This window comes from Vibrio sp. 10N.286.49.C3, from assembly GCF_041469545.1.
GTDB classification, from domain to species: Bacteria; Pseudomonadota; Gammaproteobacteria; order Enterobacterales; family Vibrionaceae; genus Vibrio; species Vibrio tasmaniensis_A.
The window spans coordinates 35,474-58,031 of sequence record NZ_JBFRKT010000023.1 but is presented as its reverse complement, the minus strand read 5'-3'; the positions used below and the strand labels follow the sequence as shown (position 1 = coordinate 58,031).

The window sequence follows — 22,558 nt, the reverse complement described above, 5'->3', positions numbered from 1 at the left end:
GTAGCGAGTAGCGAGTAGCGAAATTATGTAGGGTTGGCGTTTAGCGTCAACCCTTTTTGTTTCTGTGTATCTAAGAAATGTTAAGCACTTAGCTCTTGGATTTGAGCAACAATCGCTTTTAATCCATTGCCGCGAGATGGGCTTAGATGGGTAATTAAACCGATTTGTTCAAAGTATCCATCGATATCGAACGCTTGAATCTGCTCTGATGTTTTTCCATCATACGCAGCCATCACTAATGCAATCAGACCGCGAACGATACGCGCATCAGAATCAGCACAAAAGCGCCAAACACCGTCGATATTTTGAGAAACCAACCACACTTGGCTTTCACAACCAGATACGACAACCTGTTCACTTTTCAGTTCATCAGGCATGCTAGGCAGTTTCTTACCCCACTGAATCACCTGGCGATAACGATCTTCCCAGCCGCTGAAAGTCTGCATTTTTGCGACAATATCATCACTGGTAATTTCTTTGCCGAATGGAAAGCTTGGGAATGTGGTCATTTTAATATCCAGTCGATTGTTAATTGAGAAGAAGACGTTACTTAGCGTGCTTTTGAACGATCTTTTCTACGATACGTGAAACCGCCACAAAACCAAAGGTAGCCGTGACAACCGTTGCTGCACCAAAACCCGTCGCACAGTCCATGCGTTTTGGACCTTCCGCTGTCGCTTTCGCAGCACATACACTGCCGTCAGCTTGTGGGTACTTAAGTTGCTCAGTCGAGAACACACAATCGATACCAAACTTACGCGCAGGATTCTTAGGGAAATTATGATGACGACGCAATGTGTCTTTCAATTTCTTCGCTAACGGATCTTGAATCGTCTTAGTCAGATCAGCCACTTTAATTTGAGTCGGGTCAACTTGCCCACCCGCGCCACCCGTAGTGATCACTTTGATTTTGTTGCTACGGCAATACGCCAACAACGAAGCCTTAGCTTTCATGCTATCAATCGCATCGAGCACAAAGTCGAACTCTTTCGATAGGTATTCAGCCTGATTATCTGGCCCGATAAAGTCATCAATCAGGTTCACTTTACACTCAGGGTTAATCAGCTTAACGCGCTCTGCCATCACTTCGATTTTGCTCTTGCCAACCGTACCCGACATAGCGTGGATCTGACGGTTGATGTTCGTCACGCACACATCATCCATATCGATCAATGTCAGCTCACCTAAACCAGTACGAGCAAGCGCTTCAACCGCCCATGAACCGACACCGCCAATACCGATCACACACACGTGTGCAGCTCTAAGTATATCTACTTCACTATTGCCATACAGGCGACGAGTGCCACCAAATCGTTGGTCATAGTTTTCTGAAGCTGGAGTGGTCAATTCACGCATTGTTGCCGCCAATTTATTTCTGAGAAAAAGAAAAGAGTGCGTTTTATACGCACTCTTGAATTAAAAGTCTAGGGGATTAGCGATTCGCTTTCAATGCCCCATTTTATTGTTGTTTACTCGACCTTTTCAGGAGGCAAAGCCCAAGGCGCTTCGGTTGCGCTGCCATCTAGACCTAGCTTCCACACCCGACCAAAATGCTTGTAATGACCCGCTTCAGTTCCTGCTCGTGGGCCCATACCATGGTAGAGGTCCAAATGATTTTGCTTAACCGCACCACCGGTATCTAAAACCAATAGTAGTCTTAGTTGGTGCGCGCCGCTCCAAGTACCATCAGCATTCAGTAACGGAACCTCAGCCAGGATAGGTGTTCCCATTGGTAAGATAGAGCGATCGCCCGCTACCGCCGCCATCGGTAATAGAGGAATGCCAGCGCTACCCATTACGGATAGATCATCTCTCGCGCTAAAGAAGACGAAAGATGGGTTTTGCTCAAGCAGCTCTTTTACCACTTCAGGATCGTTCGCCAATACCCACTCTTTGATAGCTTTCAATGACATTTTTTCTCGTGGCACTAAACCTCGTTCGATCAAAACACGACCAATACTCACGTAAGCTTTATTGTTCTTACCCGCGTATGCAAAATACTGCAGCGTGTCATCATCTCCGAAATGCACAAAGCCGCTGCCCTGTACTTCCATCATAAATGGGTCGATACGGTTTGCTGAATAACCTAATTCAAGACCTTGGCCTTCTAATGCACCGTTGTAGATCTCTTCGCGTGTTGGACACTCTTTATCACACTCTGGAAGCCCATAAACAGGGAATCGGTATTCTTCGTTTGCTTCATGTCGTAGTTCCATTACAGGAGAAAAGTAACCCGTGAATAAAACATTACCTTGTTTATCACCACCACCTAATTGAGCAGTTTGAACGCCAAAATTAGCGAGTTCACTCGGCTCTCCACTCAGCACCGCCCATTCATTGAGTTGCTGATAAAGCGGCTCATAGATTTTAGCCATCGAAGGGGATTTAGAAACCACCATCTCAGCTTGCTCTGCAAATGCGGTGAAGTCTCTTGGTTTATTAGATTCAACCAAATCGACCTTATTTAAGGTTCGGGGAAATTCACCGTCAAGGTGTTGTTGGGCAAGATCAGTGGGTTGAGCACAGCCAAATAAGAAAGAGGCAGCAACAAGGGGAAGCCATTTTTTAATCACAAGAGTCATCCTAAATATTCTATGCATCGAGGATGACAAAAACGATCAGATAACACAATCTTAGATTGTAAATGTTTACAGTAAGATAACCTATCGAACTGAGTTATCGATATAACCTTTAAGGCGAAAGACTGGATTATAGTGATTATCCGATACAAGCATCATTTCTGTCTTATCAGAATTCGTTAGGCGAAAGCGATACGCTTTATTGCCTGCCTTATATTCGAAGTACTTACCATCAAAGTCAAAATGAGTCGATACAACCGAGCCACGTACTGACACACCATTATCATTCAATACAAACTCGTCCGCAGCATAACGAGCGACATCTTGCTCTACCCAAGTGCCATATAGCAGTGTCTCTGGTGTCACCGCATCTTGTACTCGAGAAAACACATCGGCGAACAAGGAAGCGACGGCAAACGAACCCACCAAAGCTAAAACCATTAAACTGCGTTCAATGAGCTTACGTCTCAATTTAGGTTTGTTGCGCTGCTCTGCTCCACTGTAGAGACCTTTTGCGATCTCATCAATCTTACTCTTTCTTACTGGATTTTTTTGCATTCGTTTACGACTCATAAGGATGCTGTACGCATTGTACACTGAGACAGTTTATAAAACGAAGCCTAGATGAGAATAGTTTGCGCTTGATTCCAAAAAGTTGTTGTTCAGATTTGAATTTAAATGCTAAATTATCGAATAAATAAACAAGAAAGGCTTATTCTGTGAAATTAAGAAGTACGGCGCTAGTCAAAGGCTTTAGGCAATCGACCCCTTATGTAAATGCTCACCGTGGTAAAACCATGGTGATTATGTTGGGAGGTGAAGCCGTTGCCGATAGAAACTTTGGTAACATTATTAGTGATATAGCCCTGCTTCATAGCCTTGGGGTTAAGATTGTTCTCGTTCATGGGGCAAGACCACAAATCAACCAACTGTTAGAGAAGCAAGACTGCCATACGCCTTACCATAAAAATATTAGAGTCACAGATGAATATTCTTTAGGTGTTGCAATGCAGGCGGCTGGACAACTGCAACTTGCGATCACCGCTCGCCTTTCAATGAGTTTGAACAACACCCCAATGGCAGGAACTCAACTCAATGTGATGAGTGGTAACTTCATTACCGCTCAACCCTTAGGCGTCGATGATGGTACGGATTACTGCCACAGCGGACGCATTCGTCGAATAGACATCGAAGGGATCAATCGCACCCTTGACCAAGGTTCCATCGTCCTTCTTGGGCCTATTGCCAGTTCAGTCACCGGCGAAAGCTTTAACCTGCTTTCGGAAGAGGTCGCAACTCAAGTGGCCATTCGTTTGAAAGCCGACAAACTGATTGGCTTTTGTTCTGAGCAAGGGGTGACTGACGAAAGCGGTAATGTACTCGCCGAACTCTTCCCTAAAGACGCCAAGCAAATTCTTGAACGCTTAACGGAATCCCAGAACCCCGCCGAAGACATGAGCACCGGAACACTGCGCTTCTTGAAAGGAGCGATCTCCGCTTGCCGAGCAGGCGTGCCTCGTTGTCACTTGATCAGCTACAAAGTCGATGGCGCATTGATCCAAGAGCTATTCTCTTTTGATGGTATTGGAACCCAAGTGGTCATGGCGAGTGCCGAACAAGTCAGACAAGCTCAGATTGATGACATCGGTGGTATCTTTGACCTCATTCGTCCTCTTGAAGAACAAGGCATTCTTGTTCGTCGCTCAAGAGAGCAGTTAGAACAAGAAGTCCATCGTTTTACCATCATCGAAAAAGACGGTCTGATCATTGGTTGCGCTGCGCTATACGCTTATCCAGAAGATCACATGGCAGAGATGGCCTGTGTCGCCATTCACCCAGACTACCGAGATGGCAACCGTGGGCAGATACTGCTGGATTACATGCGTCATCAGTCCAAATCTCGTGATATCGACCAGATCTTTGTTCTTACCACACACAGCCTTCATTGGTTCCGTGAACAGGGTTTTTATGAGATTGCTGTTGATGAATTACCAATGGAAAAACAAGGTCTGTACAACTATCAAAGGAATTCCAAGATCTTAGCGTTAAACGTGTAAATTAAATTTGGAGTAAAACCTCACTTTAATAAGGAATCTATTGCAAATGTAATCGTTTTTCATGTGAGATTTATTAAATATGCACTTTCATTCACAGTTGTAATTGTATAGAATTTGCACGCTTTATGAATATCGACAAGCGTTTTTATTGGAATGCCGCCGAATGTTTAATCTATGACATTTAGGAGGTCACTGCACGGATTGCTATACCCGTTAACGATCAGCATGCTAGTAGTCAGTCTGCTCGTTAATATAAACAGCAAAAGAGCAACATTGATATGAGAACCATTGTTTGTAACTCGCTGCAAAGTTTTTGGGATATGGCTGATAACCAATTCTTAGAAGGGTTAGACGTACACTGCGTGTTCCCTGTGAGCGAGAACCTAAAAGAGTTTATTTTGAATTGCCAAGCAAAGTACAAAATAAACCATATATCGTTTACTCGAGCGTTTTTAGGCACGGATTCCTAATAACGTTCAGAGCAACCACGGATGGTTGCTTTGTGTATACGATTTACCCTGCTATTTCGTAGCTTTACTTCCAGTAACACCTCCACTAAAACCACTGACTGTCAGTTAGTTAATCGACTTCCTAAACCACTCACTCGCTCTGTTTTTACCTTAATACCACGCTTCAAGACATTGGTATCACTGAACATCATCAGTCGTTTCTTAGCACGCGTGATACCCGTATAGATAAGTTCTCGCGTTAAAATAGGGCTGAAGTCTGGCGGTAAGATCATTAAGGTCAGATCAAATTCACTGCCTTGAGATTTGTGTATCGTCATTGCATACGCGGTTTCATGATCAGGCACTCGACTTGGTAGTACAGCTTTTACACTGCCATCGGGCAACTCAAAATACACCTTCAATCGAGGGGCAGAGTTATCTTCAGTTGAAGAAGAACTATTTACATCAGCTTCGAGCATACAGATGCCAATATCACCATTGTATAAACCTAAGCCATGATCATTGCGCGTTACCATTACTGGTCGCCCGTGATACCACAATTCATCGTTGTGCGGATTCACCAAGCGTCTTGCGGCAAGTGCCCTTTCGATTCTGTGGTTGAGGCCTTTAACACCAAAGTCACCTTCACGAATGGAACACAGCAACCGACACTGGCTGAACAAATCGAGTACCGATTTGGCTCTCGCTTCTTGCGTTTCTAGCTCTTCCAATGGCACATTCATTCGGTTCAGATACGCACCATACTCATTGACTAAAGTACGTAGCATCAAATTATAGCTGTCACTCGACAGAGGGTGATTTTCAATATCACCAAACCCTTTGCTGAACACTTGATCTACTTGATTCGCAGAGCCGTTATTGATCGCCTTTGCCAACTGTCCGATACCTGAACGTGCATCAAAACGGTAACTCTTCTGCAGCATACACAAACTATCTGCAATCGCAGGAGGGTTAGCCGATCCTGTTTTGACCTGTCTGGGTTTAGCTATCGCATCAAAGCCTGTCATTTCCGCAATCAAGTTACCTTGCGCTGTGCTGTAGCCTGTTGAATTAAACGAGCAGATATCACCCAACACGGCACCAGCTTCTACTGAAGCGAGCTGGTCTTTATCACCAAGCAGAATCAACCTTGCGTGTTCAGGGAGTGCATCCACCAGCTTATACATCATGGATAAGTCGACCATCGATGCTTCATCCACCACCAAGATATCAAGGTGAAGTGGATTACGTCGGTTGTGTCTAAACTCCGCTCGATTGGGGATCGCACCAAGTAATCGGTGCAAAGTGCTCGATTCCGTCGGTATGTTGGCCTTTACTTCAGGCGCCAGAGGTAATTGTTCAATCGCTTTACCAATCGACTCAGTTAAACGCGCCGCCGCTTTACCTGTCGGAGCCACCAGCTTGATCGTCGGTATTTTACCTTGGCTGAGTGATTGCTCGACCATCGCCGACAGCAACTTAGTTACCGTGGTCGTTTTACCGGTACCCGGCCCACCAGAAATCACCGCGAAGCGACGACTTAACGCCACCGCTGCCGCTACTTTTTGCCAGTTCAAACATGCTGATAACGGTACCAAGGCGTCTAGAACATCTAGGTCTGTCACTTGCTTAGCTTGTACGATCACTTGATCAATTGCGCCCCAATCCAAAGCCTGTTCATCGACGATATCTAGATGGTCACACACTAACTGCTGACGTAATACCTGAGAGGTTTGTTGGTTTGCTTCAGCCTTGGTTAAGGCATTAAACAGGAAGTGATAACTGCGTGCAAAAAGCTGATTGAGCGTCTCAGTCAGTGCTTTTTTCTGCTCAATATTGAACTCTACTGGCTTACTTAAACGGTTTAGAGTTTCAGCCAACACAACTTCGTAGTTCCAATAACGCTGTAAGTAGACACGCTGCCCATCAAACATCAGCGGCTTAACGCAGTCATTAGTTGTTCCAACTAGGTTAGATGATTGCAGAACCGTCACCCAATCAATACCCAACAGTTTTTGGTTCAATTGCAGTGCCGTTTCACCGTACAAACCAAGCAACTGGGCTAGATCTGTCGTTTGTTCAGGGCCTGCCTTATGCTGCTGTATAAGCTGAGTACAAATATGCCCCTTACCTAATTCATGGCTTACAACGCCAGCTAGAAACCCGATCTCTTGAGAATGACTCGTCGCTTGCTGAGCAATAAAACGGGCAAATTGATAATCCAACTGACGAATTGAACCTTTGTCCGCTAGGAACTTGAGTACATTCATGAGCTGCTCAGGGATAAGTGAAACTGGCTTTAGCGTGTTCGCAGCTTCTGTACTGGTATTAGTGGTCGTTGTTGTCATTATAAAAGCCCCATCTGTCCAGTTTCATTGTCATTCAATTGTGCTGAACGTCTGTCTATCACTTTACCGTCAATCAATTGATCCATTTCATCGAGCAAAGCCAATGTAGGTTTCGCCGAGAAAATACCTTGTTGAGATTGGCCGTCCATTCCTCTTAAAAACAAGTAATAGACCCCACCAAAGTGCTGATCATAGCTGTAATCCGCAACGCGGCTGCGTAAGAAGCGGTGCAATGCCAACGCATAGATTTGATATTGCAGATCATAACGGTGGTCGGCCATCGCCGATTTCAATGCCTCACCATGGTAGACGGCAACATCATCACCTAAATGATTCGATTTCCAGTCGAGCACATAGTATTTACCTTGGTGCTCGAACACTAAATCGATGAAGCCTTTCAGCATGCCTTGTACTGTTTGGAAACCTAAGTCGCCCGCTTTAGCCGATAACGGATCATGATATTGAATGGTTTGATTCAGCTCAGATGCGGCCAACACTTCGATCGGCAACAAGAACTCCATTTCGACTAATCGTTGAGTCGAGTCTTTCTCACTCAGCTTTAGATTTTTGCCATCCAATGCGGTATTAAGAACGGTATCGACCAGTTGTTGAAGCACAGGTAGCCACTCTAACTCGTATTGCTCTGACTCTAATAAGTGAGTAATTACTTGCGTGTTATGTTCGCTGGTTGCTGGCTCAGTAAATTCAACATCCTCAAATAAGGTGTGCAAGAAAGTACCAGGGCGAGCGCCACGAGGGAACGTGAATATAGAACGTTCAGGTTCAATCAATTCCGACTCGTCTTGTTCATCAGCCGAATCAATATCAAAACCTGACACCTCAATCGTCGCATCATGGTTTGCGCCGTGACTGCCTTGTTTTACAAGCCCCGAGTAACTGGTGATTCGCCAAGCTCGGTCAATTGAAGCTTTAAGTTCACTAGCCTGTAAGTCGTCACTCACTTGCTCTGTTTGTACAAACACTTGCTCGTGAGCGGTTGGTGTTTCAGACAGTAATACGCTTGAATTCTTACTCTCAATCGCTGACAAAGCTTGATTCAACTCAGCGATGCCTTGCTCTTGTCCGTTTTGAACCAAGTAGCCCATCGCACTCAAATGCACGCCCGTCGGTTCTTTGGTTGAACGCCCTTTACGCAGTGGCGCCATGCCAATGAAACAACCGTAAACGGCACGAGTCAGCGCTACATAAATCAAGCGTAGGTCTTCCGCCAGTCGCTCTTTATCGGCTTGTGCTAAGGCACTGTCACTGCCTGTGATATCAAGTACTGTGGTATCTGAATCATGGTCGTAGAACTTACCTTCACTCGCTTCACGATAGCTTGCCACGAACGGCAAGAATACTAAGTCATATTCCAAACCTTTCGATTTATGAATAGTAACAATTTGAACTAAGTTTCTTTCTGATTCAAGGCGTTGAATGTCGTCTTCACTGCCACCTAAACCATTTTGCGCATCTGATATCGCTTCTGCTAGCCAACGTAACAAGCCATAGTCACTGTCGAGCTCCTGCCTAGCTTGTTGCAACAGTTCGCCAATGTGCATCAAATCAGTGAGTGAGCGCTCACCATTTTCTTCTTCTAGTAAGCGTTCCGCGAGGTGCCTTTTACTGATCACGCTGCGAAGCATTGGTAATACGCCACGTTGCAGCCACAACTTACGATATTCTCGGAATTCGTTAACGACATTTTCCCAAACCACTTCATCGTTGTTGAGTTCATCCAATGATGCGGCATCCAAAGCAAACAACTCTGAGGCTAAACTCGCGCGCAACGCACGGTCATTTTCAGGCGTCAACACCGCCTGCAATAGGCGCTGAATATCTTGCGCGACCAAGCTGGTGAACACGCTATCTCGGTTAGACAAATACACGCTCGCAATGCCTTGTTCCGACAACGCATTTTTAATTAGGCGACCTTCACTACCGGTTCGAACCAAAACAGCAATATCACCTGCATTCACGGCATGTTGTTTTTTACCGTTATCAAAATAAGCCTGCTCGTTTTGAGAAGCGGTCAGAATGGTTTGAATTTGACTCGCGGTCGCCTCGGCCATGGCCTTGTGATATTCGCCTTTTGGTAGTGGCTTATCTTCCGCTTCTTGTAGCCAAAAGGTGAGCGCGTGCTGAGTTTCACCATTCATCACCCATTGGCGTTTGTCGGCCGATGGACTCGCAGCAACAGGCAAAAATGGAATGTCTTGGTCGTAGATAAACGGGCTATCCGAATTCATAAACACTTGGTTTACCGCGCTGACCATATCAGCACTCGAACGCCAGTTAGTGCCTAACGTATAGTGAGCACTAACTTGGTTTCTTGCTTTAATGTAGGTAAAGATATCCGCGCCACGGAAGCCATAGATAGCCTGCTTCGGGTCGCCGATCATAAACAGGCCACATTGCGGATTTTCTAAATAGATTCGGCTAAAAATACTGTATTGCAGCGGATCGGTATCTTGGAATTCATCGATCATCGCCACTGGGTATAAGGTTCGAATTCTCTCCACCAGCAAGGATTGCTCATCCACATCAATTGACGCGGATAACTGAGTCAGCAAATCATCAAACGATAACCACTGCTTTTGTTGTTTAGCTTTGGCTAACATGGTTCGACAATGAGTAATCGCATGTGCCAACAAAGGGGCTTTCAGGTCTGCAGGAGAACTTAAGAAGTCCTCAATCGCTTCGAAAACGGCGTGCTGAGGTGCCGTGCCTTTCGGTGTTTTTTCAATTAACGTGGCTTGAGAGAACTTCTCTAGTTTATCTGGAAACTGGTAATCATGAGTGTCGCTCTGCGCCCATGCTGTGACGGCTTCTAACCAAGTCGGTAAAGACTTCTTGGTGTAGCTACGCTTGTTCACATCTGAACCTGAAATCAAAGCCAAAAAGTCCGCTTCAGATTCACACCACAACGCCTTAAGTTGCTTCACTTTATCTAGGTTTTGATTGTGCAGAGTTTGCAAGTCACCCGACATTGCTTCCACAGTTAGCTTTAGTGGAGAACCCGTCAGGTAGCGATTTACGTCAGCCAATAACGAAGCGGGAGAGCCCCAAATATTTCGCACTTCACCCGCCAGTTGAATTGGCAGCGGGTAAAACTGCTTACGCCAATAGTCGGCGACCACTTGTGCTTTTAGGTGGCTTTCATCGGTCACAAATTCATTATCAAAACGGCTTCCTGACTCGAAGGCATTTTGAGTCAACATACGCTGACAGAAACCGTGAATGGTGTATACCGCCGCCTCATCCATTTGTCTTTCAGCGTTAAGCAAAGTTTTCGCAGCACCAGCATGATCATCAATGGCTTGTAACAAAGGAGCAATCACTGGATCGTCACTTTGCCCACGTGCAAACGCGATACGTGCATCATGGATTCGAGCACGGATACGATCTCGCAGCTCTGCCGTTGCCGCTTCAGTAAAGGTCACCACCAGAATTTGGTCTACGGTCAATTCCTCTTGGTGTCGAGTGGCTTCAGTCAGCTCACCTTGTTGAGCGGCCGTGCCGTGCCCGAGCAGTAGGCGCAAGTACAAGCCAGCGATGGTAAATGTTTTACCCGTACCCGCTGATGCTTCAATTAAACGCGCGCCATGAAGTGGAAACGTCATGGTATCGAGTGTCTGTGGAGTGATTACCTGAACACTGCTTGTGGTCGTCATGCCTTACTGCCTTTTGATAGATGAGTCTGTTAAAAATGTGACTATTGCTACAAATGTGACCTAGCGTGGAAAACGTCATTCAATTTACGTCCTACGCTAATTTGTTAATAGTTAGTGCGATCTCTCTCACGGATCAATTCAGATCGCCTCGCTACTATGCGCCCACGAGTTCAGGAGCGCGTACGAGTTTTGTACTTTACGGCGTTACTTTGAACCACAGAATAATGGTCCCTCTGACCTGTGGCCGTACAGCGAACGCCCTACACTAATAATGATTTACTGGCGGCCACTTTATTTCCTGTACCTTGCTTCACTTCGATTCCCTTCACCTTGAAAGCAAGCACCCCAAATGCTGACCAGCGACTCTCTTTCGTCTTCTATTAATTCAGCGCGCACGCTATTGATCTTGTCGATCGCAGCCACTTACTCCTGCTCTTCCAGATCGGCAGCAGCCAACCTTGCCGCCTGTAGCACAAGCGTTGAATACATACGCGACTCAGTAGCCAGTTCATCATCCCACTTAGACCAAATACGTGAGATGTAGGTGTCTCTGCCCTCGCCCGTGAAGGCGAAGCTGTCATTAAAGGTATCGGCCATTTTCTTGAGCGACTTTTCTTCGTCATCGACCCATTTCCCACGACTAAAGCCCGCTTCAACACCAGCTAATGCGGTTTTCGGGAAGTAAGGCAATGGCGCTGTCATGCCTTGATAAAACAATCGTACTAACTCAGCCAACAAGCTCTTCGCCTGCTGTGCATCGCCGATAGGTTGTAGCGTTTGGTGAACAACGCCCTCTTTTCTGTCGTAGCCAATAATATGGGTCGTTTTTCCGTGCCCCATAACAGCGCAGGATAGATGATCAATCCACGCAGCCAAGTAATCTTGAGAGCGTATTTTGCCGCTACGGAAACGCACTAGACCTGATTGATAGTTTTGAGTTAACCACCCCATCAAGCGAACAGGCTTACCTTTGCCTAACACGTCAAACTCGATATTCACTTCGAGATCTTGCTGCGGTGATCCGCTCACAAATCTAATCTCTTTGGCTAAGTCTTCCGCTTGGACACGATTGGTTTCAAATTCGATATCACCAAAGGCGCCAACCGGTAATCGGCCCTGTGCTTTTTGCTCAGAGACAAACTGTCGCACCGCTTCATCTGCACCTTCAGGATGGTCCAACAACACTTGCAGCAGAGCATCTTTAAGCTGGAAGCTCTCTAGTCCATTGAGTACGAATGGCTCATCGTCTTCCATTACAGGAAGTGGCGGTTCAAACACCACTTTTAGGCGGCGATTAAAGAAGTATTGCACTGGCAAACGCCAAAAACGCTGTAACTCAACCAAGTCGAGTTCTAACGGGTACGTCGCACCCAACAAATAATCATCCAATGCACGATTGAATTCACCACTGCGTTCACCGGAACGGTTAGCCGCAGGAAGCCACTCTTTGGCGTAACTCAGCACATGGCTCGCATCACCTTGAGTAAAAGCTGCTGGGCTAAACGGTGTCATGGTGTGTTCAAAACTTATCGCTTGAGTCAGGTTGATGCCTGAATCATCACTTGGTAAGGCTTGGTCGTCACTCAAACAGTAGTTCTGTTGGCAGTATTCAATCAACTCTGAAACGAGCACCGACGGCACTCGCTCGGTATTATCTTGAATTGAACGGCCGACATAACTGATGTACAAGCATTCTTGCGCCGACAACATCGCCTCTAAGAATAGATAGCGGTCATCATCACGACGAGAACGATCCCCTGGTCGTGTGCGTCCGTTCATTAGATCAAAACCTTCTGGTGGCATTGAGCGAGGGTAAACCCCGTCATTCATACCTAATAGACAAACGGTTTTGAACGGAATAGAACGCATCGGCATCAGGGTACAAAAGTTAACTTGCCCCGCTAAGAAACGCTGACTAATACGCGCACCAGATAACTTATTATTGAGGTACTGGTAGATAATGCTTGGCGACAACTCTTGTTCGTACAAGGCATCATCAAGCTGTTCATTCAGTTGTGAAAGTGCATCACGAATCGACTTAAGTACTACCTCGCCTTCCAGCTCAACCGCAAAGAAATCATCAATCATTTGCAGCAAGGTTTCACGCCACATATCGATAGATTGGGTTTCAGTTAAGCGTTGACGGTAATGGGCGATACGATCGATAAAGTGCGCTAACTTACCAGCAAGTTCGGCGTTAATACCCTGAACTTCGTTATAAGCGGCAATTGGAGAGTGTTCAGTTTCAAACAAACCTGCAGAGTCTGACATCGCATAACCCAGTAGCATTCGCTGGATACCAAAGAGCCAAGTATTTTGCTCGGTCGCAGGTAGATCAAATTCTGTCGCCGTTGAAGCATCGACACCCCAACGAATACCCGCTTCTTCAACCCATTGCTTACCTTGCTCGAATTGAAACTCGTCAATACCAAAGCGTGCCATCATCGCAGGAATTTCTAACAGCTCTAGCAACTCAGAGGCTAAACAGCGCGTGTTCGGTAGCGCGACTAACTGCATGAAAGCGGTCAGAATTGGGCTTTCTTGGTCTGCGGTTCTATCAGAGATCGAGTAAGGGATATAACGCTCACCTGGAGCATTACCAAATACCGCCTGAATCGCTGGGCTATAAGCATTAATGTCAGACACCATCACGATGATATCGCGTGGTTTTAATGTCGGATTGGCATCAAACATCGCCAACAGCTGATCATGAAGGACTTCAACCTCACGCATTGGGCTGTGACACGCATGTACGGTTAGAGAGCGATCGCCAAGTTCAACCACCTGTTTATGGTTGCTGGAATCTAAGATGTGGTCGTCTTGATGCTCTTCTAGCTGGAGAATATCGGCTTGCAGTTGATGCAGTAGGTTATCCCTCTCAACATCAATAAAGAACTCATGCTCTTCGCTGTCTGATTGGGATAGTAAAAACAGGTTATCTCTGCCCAGCTTACCCATAGACGCAAGTAAACTATTACCCACGGCTTGGCTGGTGTGTAGTTCATCTTCAACGTTGGCTTCAATGCCATCTTTCAATGGTGATACTTCGCCTTCTAGTTGAGGCAAACCATCAACCAACGCAAACTGCTTACGACGCTGGGCTTCAACTCTTGCCAAATATTTACGGTCTCGAATATCGCCCCAGTAATGTTGGCAAGGGTTGGTGAACATCAAGTGCACATCAATCTGCTCACCCAAAGCTTTCAACGCATCCATGTAACGAGGAGGCAACGAAGAAATACCAAACACAAATAAGCGTTTCGGCAGATGTTGCAATTGACCTTGTTGATTGGCTAGCGCTTCAATGAAGTCGTGGTACAAATTGCCACGGTGGTATTTTGATTGGCCTTGAGACAGAGTTTGCTCATAGAGTGCTTGCCACAAGATCGGTTGCCAAGGGTGCTCTTGCTGCCCTTCATCATCGACCAATTCAGCAACGGGCTCTCCTGCTTCCCACATCGCCATCCATTCAGGCCGATACACCAAATAGCCATCGAAGATATCGGCAATTTTCTCTGCCAATTGGTACAACTTAGAATCATCTTCGTCATTTTCAAGATAGCGTTGCAGAGGTAAGAAATCAGGGTGGCCAAGCTTAGCGGGTAGCAAACTCATCAACTTCCACGTCATCGCTTCTTTGTTAAAAGCACTGCGTTTAGGAACATCAGGAAGCACTTGGGTAAACATATCCCAAATGAAGGTTGCTGGAAGAGGAAAGTCTATATTTGCTGCTACACCAAACTCTTTGGCGAGTTCCATCTTAAGCCATTGAGACATACCTGGGCTCTGAACCAAGATCTGCTCTTTTTCGAAAGGATTGGCCAAAGGGTCACTTTTAATTAAGTGAACGAGAAGGATTTTTAAAGTATCGACTTTATTGGAATGGTAAACAGTAAACAAAGTGCACTCACGCTAATCTTGCCACAATATAAAGCCAGATTAGCATAAGTGCCGTGTTTGGATTAGGAATATAAGCTTATGAAATACTGAAAACTTAAGGTCCGTTTATCTTTTGAACTATTGCTTCTTACAATCTACTGCCTACCGCACTTAGAACACGGTGAGGTTTGTAATTCATGTAATAACGAACCGCCACATAACCCACTACAAACGTTGCCACAATCAATTCTAGATACGCTAGGTTGAACACTTGATCCACATAGTGAGCTTCCACACCAACAGTTTGCATCCAAGCCGCCAATTTGAATAGCGCCGTTGCACCAATCACAATTGGGAATGTAAACGCCGCATAGCCCGGGCTGAATGGCAGACGAAGTAGTTTGAAAAACGCGATATAGATAATAAAGGTCATCAACACCGCGATACCAAATAGTAACCCAATGATCACTGGCGAAGGATTTGCCGTCACCGTTAGATAACCCGCTAAAGATAGACTTGCTGGTGCCGCCATAATCGCAATGGTTGGTTTTGCTGCGTCAGGCACTTCATGAGAGAAGATCAAACGGTAAATCATGAGAGGTAACATTACCGCATAAACCAATAAGCCAAAGACTAAAGTCGCGTGAGCAACGGGTTCTAAGATCGGGTTACCTGAAAAAGAAACGTCTGCCACGATAATACCGATTGGTGGCACAAACCAGCTTGGCACCATGTGGTGAATCTCAAAGTTTTTAGCTCTGTGGTACAAGAAACTCACCAAGAACACGACATGCAAAGCTACCGAAGCGAGCCACACCGCTTCTTGTAAGAATTGAGAGATTGGAGCCAACGAAGCAGACACCACCATGCACCCCATCGCAAATGTGGGTACCACACTACCGACAACAGGGTGAGCAAGGTCTTCACGTAATAAGTGGCCATGAATCAAAAATTTCACAGCTAAAACAAGAAGCAATACAGCCGCAATACCAGCACTGACCCACTGCACTAAACCCGGTGTGTGCAAAATACCTTGTGCGACTAAAACACCATCCCAACACCAGCCTAAACTTGCAATTGCGAGTGCTAACCCAGCCATGGGTGTTGGAGCTCCTGTTAATCTATATTTAATACGTTGAATCATGTCAGCCTCTCTTAAACTTAATTCACTAAACTTGTGAACTCATCAGCTTGTTGAAGCCATAATACGCTTGCGCTTCGTTAAACAATATCCAATTATATATAACAAGCGTTCATTAATACTGAACGACATCTTTCCACCAGCAGCGCAAAACTAGGAACCTGATGGCTAATATTTCAATCAAACAACTCAAAGTGTTCGTCACTATTACCCAGCATTCGACGCTTACCGCCGCATCAGAAGCGCTATTTCTGTCTAAGGCCGCTGTCAGCATGGCGCTAGGCGAAATGGAGAAACAACTCGGTCACTCTCTATTTGACCGGGTTAATAACCGATTAATTCTCAATCAAGAAGGACAAAAGCTTCTTCCTTTGGCGGATGAGATATTACATCGTGCTGCTGGTATTGATGTTTTGTTCCGTGACGACCAGCCTTTAAGTGGCAATCTAAAGGTCGGTGCGAGTGACACAATTGGTAATCAGGTCGCACCGTTTATTCTGTCTGGCTTTCGTGAACGAACTCAACATCAGGATCAAAGCTTGTTCATTTCAAACAGTGCGCTGATCTGCCAAAAGTTGGTGGATTATGAACTTGATATCGCGCTAATTGAAGGAAAAACATTACACCCTGAACTCATTTCGAGTCAGTTTAGCAGCGATGAAATGTGTATTATTGTTAGTAATCAACATCCTCTCGTTTCAAAAGAAAAAGTGACTTTAAGCGATTTAGAAGATAGTCACTGGATTCTACGTGAATCAGGCTCAGGGACTCGCGAGTTTTTCCTTCGTGCCGTCGCACCGCGTATCGAACACTGGTATGAATCCTTTGAACTCAACACCACCGAGGCGATCATCAATTCAGTTTCTGCCAATCTTGGATTCGCGTGTTTATCACGACTGGCGGCGCAACGAGCAATTGACTCAGGCCGAGTGAAAGCACTCGATGTCCCACTCGACATGAAACGACGTTTCTGGATGCTGGTACACAAAGACAAATACCAGAGCCCGCTGCTGAAATCTTTCATGAGTTATTGTGAAGACTGGGCTACACATCAAGATTGAGGCCGCATTGTTAGGGCTCCAACTGGACTTTTAACATCAGAAACTGTATAAAAAGCCAGTAAAATTTTATCAAACTTAGAGGATTAACCATGGCTGTTATCGTCAAGTACGTGGTCGAACGCAACGGAGAAGAGAAAATGACTTTTACCTCTAAAGCCGAAGCTGACGCATACGACAAAATGCTGGATATGGCTGATGAGCTTTTTGAACTATTAAGCAAAAGCGATTTAGTTGAAGATGAAGGCAAACAAGAAGAGCTTGCTATGTACCTAGCGAAGAACAAAGAAGAAGTTCTTTACGCATTAGGTGCTAAGCGTAAACCAGCTCCGAAAAAAGAAAAGAAGCTTGAAGCTGTTGAAGACGCAGAAGAAGATGCCGCTTAATTAGCTGAAGTTTTCTAAAAACGTCAATAATGTCTCTAATCAGAGCTCGTTATTGGCGTTTTTTTATACTTATCGAAATATAATGAACTCTGTTTATAGTCGAAATCGCTCTAAACATTCGCTTGCACAAAAGTGTGATTAAGATCTAATCTATAGCCATCAGGTGATGGGGTTCCACCTAAGCTTTTGCTTCAACCGCCCGTTCTTTTGAACCGTGCTAATGACTCCTACAGAATCGAAAACAGGTAATACTGTTGGATGTATCGCTACTCCTCCATTTTGGAATGGACTTAGTCTATTAAGACCGAGCTTCATGACACCTTTGGATGATCGATACTCAAGATCTGTAGTGAATTAGCCGCACCTCTTCCAACACGTCCTGTTTTCTCAACGCCCTAGGTCTTAAATGGCTCTATCAGTGAGAAAACATTATGCACTACTCTTCAGAAATTCAATCAATGTGCCCTATTCAAAGGGGTGATCTTCACACTTCAGCGCCAATTCCAGTTGAAGGCGCCATGGTTAGCCCAAAAGATGTCATCGCTATTTCTGGTTTAAGCCATGGCGTAGGCACTTGTGCACCACAACAAGGTGCAGCAAAACTAACGCTGAACGTAAAAAACGGCATCATCGAAGAAGCGCTAATCGAAACGATTGGTTGTTCAGGCATGACTCAAGCAGCCGCGATGGCAGCCGAAATCCTCACAGGAAGAACCATTCTTGAAGCTCTGAATACTGACTTGGTGTGTGATGCAATCAACGTAGCGATGCGTGAAATCTTTCTGCAATTCGTTTACGGTCGAACTCAATCCGCATTCTCTGAAGGCGGCCTAGAAATTGGCGCAGCATTGGAAGACTTAGGTCAAACACAACGTAGCCAAGTAGGCACCAGCTATTCAACTTCAGCGAAAGGCGTTCGTTACCTAGAGCTTGCAGAAGGCTACGTGACCAAGCTTGCACTTGATGACCATAGCGAAGTGATTGGCTACGAATATCTCAACCTCGGCAAAATGATGAAGGCGATTAACCAAGGCGTGTCAGCCAATGAAGCAGCAGACCTTGCTATGGGAACCTACGGTCGCTTCGATGAAGCTGTAACCACCATTAACCCACGCCAACACTAATTTTGCCAATTTAGAGGAAAGATATGATGAACACTCAATTTAATGAATCGGTAACTCGCGTATTGGCAGAAATGAACTTCGACTCTTTAGAGCAAGCGAACCAATACTGCAAAGCCCACAACGTTGATCCAAAAGCCTTGGTGATGGACACCCAGCCTATCGCTTTTGAAAGCGCTGCCGATGCTTATATCCTTGGTTCAGCACTGGCGCTATTTCGCAAAGCCACCAGCGCAGAACAAGCAGCGAATATCATTGGTGAAGGCCTTCAAGCATTCACCAAACCCGGCAGTGTTGCTGAGCAACGCCAGGTCGGTATTGGCCACGGTGCATTGGCTGCACGTCTTCTCAATGAAGAGAGTCACTGCTTTGCTTTCCTTGCGGGCCATGAATCTTTTGCTGCTGCAGAAGGTGCGATTAAAATCGCACTCAACGTCAACAAATCACGTCAAAACCCATTGAAAGTGATCTTAAATGGTCTAGGTAAAGATGCGGCTTATCTCATCTCTCGTATCAACGGCTTCACTTACGTGCGCACTCAATACGATTACCAAACAGGTGAGCTTCTTGAAACCGAACGTCGCCGCTTCTCACAAGGCCCTCGCGGAGAGATCTTGTGTTACGGCGCTGATGATGTACGTGAAGGTGTGGCAATCATGCACCGAGAAGAAGTGGATGTAAGTATTACGGGTAACTCAACGAACCCAACGCGCTTCCAACACCCTGTAGCAGGTATCTACAAAGCAGAACGTACTCGCCAAGGTTTGCCTTACTTCTCAGTTGCTTCAGGCGGCGGTACAGGTAGAACATTGCACCCAGATAACGTGGCAGCAGGCCCTGCGTCTTACGGCATGACAGATACTATGGGTAGAATGCACGCTGATGCTCAGTTCGCAGGTAGCTCTTCTGTTCCGGCTCACGTTGCAATGATGGGCTTCATCGGTATGGGTAACAATCCAATGGTCGGTGCGACGGTTGCATTGGCTGTAGCAGTAAGCGAATCTCAAAACGCATAACGACAACGTTGAGCGCCACGATCTATCCATAGAATAGAGTCAGTTAACTGAGAAACAAGCAATAACAGACGACCAAAACTCTACACCTATCACTAAAACCAAACAGCCAGCCTTATGCTGGCTGTTTTTTATTCACACTTGCTCTACTATCTATTTCTAATAATTATTTGTATCTAAGATTAAATACACAAACTATTTGTATTTAACTGCATCTTTTCAAAGGAATAATATGAAAGAGCTCATCATTCATACCATTACCGTGTTCATGGGCTTTTTTGCCATCATGAACCCAATAGCTAATACGCCAATTTTTCTTGGATTAACCGGTGACAATGACAGGGAAACCGTTAAATCTATCGCTTTCCGTTCAGTGTTTATCGCATTCATCATCGTCAGTACTTTTGCACTCTCTGGCAAACTGATCTTTGACCTATTTGGTATCACACTTTACGCACTTCGAATCACAGGCGGCATTTTGGTCTTTTTGATTGGCTTCCACATGCTGCAAGGCGATTCAACACACGCCAAAGCAAAAGAGAAAGTGAACTCAGACGCCCAGAAAGACGCAGCTCTAAGTATCGCCGTCTCACCACTTGCAATGCCAATTCTCGCTGGCCCCGGCACCATTGCCACTGCGATGAACTTTGCCAGTACCGAGGGGGTCTATGAAACCATCATAACCATCGTCGCTTTCGGCCTACTATGTACCCTAACCTATGTCTTATTTGTATTCGGCGAGCGATTTGTTAAAGCTGTCGGACCAAGTGCATTGAACGTGATAACCCGAATGATGGGTTTAATACTCGCCGTTATCGGTATGCAGATGTTGATTGAAGGGATTGAGCAGGCTTATAAAGCGCTATTTATCTAAAGAGTGTTGTTCATTTAAAGAACGTTGGTTATCTAACTTTGATATCAAATTTTGTTGAATTGCATCATTTTCTCATTGCAGAAAACTATCTCCAGAAAGACAAGCAATATCATTTTACAGACTTTATCCCGATGCGCCCTTTCATAACGAGGGCGCTCTCTTTATGATGAACGCAATTAAATTAACTTTGCTAACGGCAGCACTTGTTATTCGAGCCGCTGTTATGAAATAGCAAAATCAAGACTCAACACATGGAGATTCAACATGGCTTACTTTTCACTAGCCTTCGGTACGGCAACCAAAAACCGCGACAATAAAATCATTGAAGCGTTCTTCCCTAACCCACTTCTAAACCCAAGCGACGCTCTTGTTGCGGCTGTTGGTGAAGTTGCAGGTTACACTGAAGGCAACCAAGCTATCGAAATCTCTGCTGCACAAAGCGCTGAACTAGCGAAAGCATTCGCAGCAAACGACGATGCAGCAAACGCATCTTTCGCAGAAAAAGCAGCAGCATCTGAGCAACCTCTTGTTCTTGTTGTTCTTGCGACTGACGAGAAGCCAGCATCAGTTGCTGAAGGCTTCCTTAAGCTGCAACTGATCTCTAACCGCCTAGTTCAACCACACGGTACGGTACTAGACGGTATCTTCGGTCTACTGCACAACATCGCATGGACTAACGAAGGCCCTATCGATCTTCCTGAGCTGGCTGAGCGTCAAATCGAAGCTCGCCTAGCGGGTCGCGCTCTGTCTGTAGATTGCGTAGACAAGTTCCCTAAAATGGTAGATTACGTGGTACCAACAGGTATTCGTATTGCTGACACTTCTCGTGTTCGTCTTGGCGCACACGTAGGCGAAGGCACAACAGTAATGCACGAAGGTTTCATCAACTTCAATGCGGGTACTACTGGCGTAAGCATGGTTGAAGGTCGTATCTCTGCGGGTGTTGTTGTGGGTAACGGTTCAGACATCGGCGGCGGCGCTTCTATCATGGGTACTCTGTCGGGTGGCGGTACTATGGTTATCTCTATCGGCGAAAACTGCCTACTAGGCGCAAATGCGGGTCTTGGCTTCCCAATGGGCGATCGTTGTACGGTTGAGTCTGGTCTTTACGTGACTGCGGGTACTAAGGTTCGCATGTTAGACAAAGAAGGCAACGAAGTAGAAATCATTAAAGCTCGTGACCTTGCTGGCGTTTCTGATCTTCTGTTCCGTCGCAACTCGATCACTGGTCAAATCGAATGTCTAGCGAACAAGTCAGCTGTTGAACTGAACAGCGAGCTACACAGCAACAACTAATCTAAGCTTTAGATGCTAAATTACTAGATACTAAAAAACACGAAGCCGCTGGGGTTAAATCCAGCGGCTTTTCTTTTATCTATATAAAACGGAAAGCGTTACACTTTCTCGGCAGCTAACTGCTCAAGCGCTTGAATAGAGGTTTCTGATACTAACGTACCATCCATGTAGTAACTGACCTTGTCGCCATCACGAACCCCCGTCAAAACGGCTTTCTGACCATCATTGTAGGTGATGTCCATACGAATCGTATTCTCATCGATTTGTTTCATCTCACCCCATTCGATCTGACGATTATTAAAGCCAAGTGGGGCTTCTTTTAGTGAATCGTCTAGGCTGTCGTTCACATCAATCATGGTATCGACTTTACTATCGAAGATATGAGGCGCGCCTGTGAGTGGGTTTTTCCCCGCCCAGAATTCGATCGAGTTAAACACGATGTAATCGGCTGCGAATGTTAAAGCGTAAACGGGAGCAAGCAAGAAGTTGACCCCAGCACGAGCGTAACGGTTATCTACAACCTCAACGTTGAACTTCATTAATTTCCCAGTAACGGCATTACTACCGACACACCCAGCTAACGACATGACAATCGCTGCCACTGCAACTGCTTTTGTGATTGTTGTTTTCATAGATCCCTCTTATGCCACGATGATTGATTCGGTTTTTGCATAGCCAAACAG

17 protein-coding genes and 1 riboswitch are annotated in these 22,558 nt (G+C 45.6%); of the genes, 8 read left to right on the top strand and 9 right to left on the bottom strand.

Annotated features, from left to right (window positions below; all coding sequences use genetic code 11):
• Nucleotides 1-80 precede the first annotated feature (80 nt).
• The 4 genes from csdE to AB4180_RS11040 form a co-directional block, all read right to left on the bottom strand.
• The gene (csdE, locus tag AB4180_RS11055; RefSeq protein ID WP_009848361.1) at nucleotides 81-509 is read right to left on the bottom strand and encodes a cysteine desulfurase sulfur acceptor subunit CsdE; all 429 of its coding nucleotides are present in this window, start codon (nucleotides 507-509) and stop codon (nucleotides 81-83) included.
• Nucleotides 510-546: 37 nt separating this feature from the next.
• Nucleotides 547-1,356, bottom strand: coding sequence for a tRNA cyclic N6-threonylcarbamoyladenosine(37) synthase TcdA (tcdA, locus tag AB4180_RS11050; protein ID WP_102250040.1), 810 nt, complete (start codon nucleotides 1,354-1,356; stop codon nucleotides 547-549).
• 113 nt (nucleotides 1,357-1,469) lie between these two features.
• On the bottom strand, nucleotides 1,470-2,582 hold the full coding sequence (mltA, locus tag AB4180_RS11045; RefSeq protein ID WP_009848359.1) for a murein transglycosylase A: 1,113 nt from the start codon (nucleotides 2,580-2,582) through the stop codon (nucleotides 1,470-1,472).
• Between the two features lie 81 nt (nucleotides 2,583-2,663).
• The gene (locus AB4180_RS11040; RefSeq protein WP_102250039.1) at nucleotides 2,664-3,137 is read right to left on the bottom strand and encodes a DUF2850 domain-containing protein; all 474 of its coding nucleotides are present in this window, start codon (nucleotides 3,135-3,137) and stop codon (nucleotides 2,664-2,666) included.
• Nucleotides 3,138-3,298: 161 nt separating this feature from the next.
• On the opposite strand from AB4180_RS11040, the gene argA reads away from it, so the two are divergent.
• Both argA and AB4180_RS11030 read left to right on the top strand, forming a co-directional pair.
• Nucleotides 3,299-4,636: an amino-acid N-acetyltransferase gene (gene argA, locus AB4180_RS11035; RefSeq protein ID WP_012603356.1), complete on the top strand. Its 1,338-nt coding sequence runs from the start codon at nucleotides 3,299-3,301 to the stop codon at nucleotides 4,634-4,636.
• 278 nt (nucleotides 4,637-4,914) lie between these two features.
• On the top strand, nucleotides 4,915-5,106 hold the full coding sequence (locus AB4180_RS11030) for a hypothetical protein (protein WP_008223046.1): 192 nt from the start codon (nucleotides 4,915-4,917) through the stop codon (nucleotides 5,104-5,106).
• Between the two features lie 101 nt (nucleotides 5,107-5,207).
• Here the strand turns inward: AB4180_RS11030 and recD are convergent, their stop codons facing one another.
• The 4 genes from recD to AB4180_RS11010 form a co-directional block, all read right to left on the bottom strand.
• Nucleotides 5,208-7,433 (bottom strand): exodeoxyribonuclease V subunit alpha, encoded by a 2,226-nt coding sequence (gene recD, locus AB4180_RS11025; RefSeq protein WP_102250038.1) that lies wholly within the window; start codon nucleotides 7,431-7,433, stop codon nucleotides 5,208-5,210.
• On the bottom strand, nucleotides 7,433-11,107 hold the full coding sequence (gene recB, locus AB4180_RS11020) for an exodeoxyribonuclease V subunit beta (protein WP_102250037.1): 3,675 nt from the start codon (nucleotides 11,105-11,107) through the stop codon (nucleotides 7,433-7,435). The genes recD and recB overlap by 1 nt, the downstream gene beginning before the upstream one ends.
• 423 nt (nucleotides 11,108-11,530) lie before the next feature.
• Complete coding sequence (recC, locus tag AB4180_RS11015; RefSeq protein WP_102250036.1) at nucleotides 11,531-15,007, bottom strand: exodeoxyribonuclease V subunit gamma; 3,477 nt, start codon at nucleotides 15,005-15,007, stop codon at nucleotides 11,531-11,533.
• Nucleotides 15,008-15,134: 127 nt separating this feature from the next.
• The gene (locus AB4180_RS11010; protein WP_198592265.1) at nucleotides 15,135-16,130 is read right to left on the bottom strand and encodes a TDT family transporter; all 996 of its coding nucleotides are present in this window, start codon (nucleotides 16,128-16,130) and stop codon (nucleotides 15,135-15,137) included.
• A gap of 161 nt (nucleotides 16,131-16,291) precedes the next feature.
• On the opposite strand from AB4180_RS11010, the gene AB4180_RS11005 reads away from it, so the two are divergent.
• From AB4180_RS11005 to dapD, 6 genes are all read left to right on the top strand, one after another.
• Nucleotides 16,292-17,188, top strand: coding sequence for a LysR family transcriptional regulator (locus AB4180_RS11005; RefSeq protein WP_004735186.1), 897 nt, complete (start codon nucleotides 16,292-16,294; stop codon nucleotides 17,186-17,188).
• 89 nt (nucleotides 17,189-17,277) lie between these two features.
• Nucleotides 17,278-17,571 carry a YebG family protein gene (locus tag AB4180_RS11000; RefSeq protein WP_004735185.1) on the top strand — a complete coding sequence of 98 codons (294 nt, stop codon included), beginning with the start codon at nucleotides 17,278-17,280 and terminating at the stop codon, nucleotides 17,569-17,571.
• 153 nt (nucleotides 17,572-17,724) lie between these two features.
• Nucleotides 17,725-17,808: riboswitch (Fluoride riboswitch) on the top strand.
• 194 nt (nucleotides 17,809-18,002) lie between these two features.
• Nucleotides 18,003-18,695, top strand: coding sequence for an iron-sulfur cluster assembly scaffold protein (locus AB4180_RS10995; RefSeq protein WP_102250034.1), 693 nt, complete (start codon nucleotides 18,003-18,005; stop codon nucleotides 18,693-18,695).
• A 23-nt stretch (nucleotides 18,696-18,718) separates the two neighbouring features.
• Nucleotides 18,719-19,708 (top strand): GGGtGRT protein, encoded by a 990-nt coding sequence (locus AB4180_RS10990; protein ID WP_102250033.1) that lies wholly within the window; start codon nucleotides 18,719-18,721, stop codon nucleotides 19,706-19,708.
• A gap of 229 nt (nucleotides 19,709-19,937) precedes the next feature.
• Nucleotides 19,938-20,579, top strand: coding sequence for a MarC family protein (locus tag AB4180_RS10985; protein WP_009848347.1), 642 nt, complete (start codon nucleotides 19,938-19,940; stop codon nucleotides 20,577-20,579).
• A 264-nt stretch (nucleotides 20,580-20,843) separates the two neighbouring features.
• Entirely contained in the window at nucleotides 20,844-21,875 is a 1,032-nt protein-coding gene (gene dapD / locus AB4180_RS10980) for a 2,3,4,5-tetrahydropyridine-2,6-dicarboxylate N-succinyltransferase (protein ID WP_009848346.1), read from the top strand.
• Between the two features lie 98 nt (nucleotides 21,876-21,973).
• Here the strand turns inward: dapD and AB4180_RS10975 are convergent, their stop codons facing one another.
• Nucleotides 21,974-22,507 (bottom strand): DUF3332 domain-containing protein, encoded by a 534-nt coding sequence (locus AB4180_RS10975; RefSeq protein ID WP_041472747.1) that lies wholly within the window; start codon nucleotides 22,505-22,507, stop codon nucleotides 21,974-21,976.
• Nucleotides 22,508-22,558 lie beyond the last annotated feature (51 nt).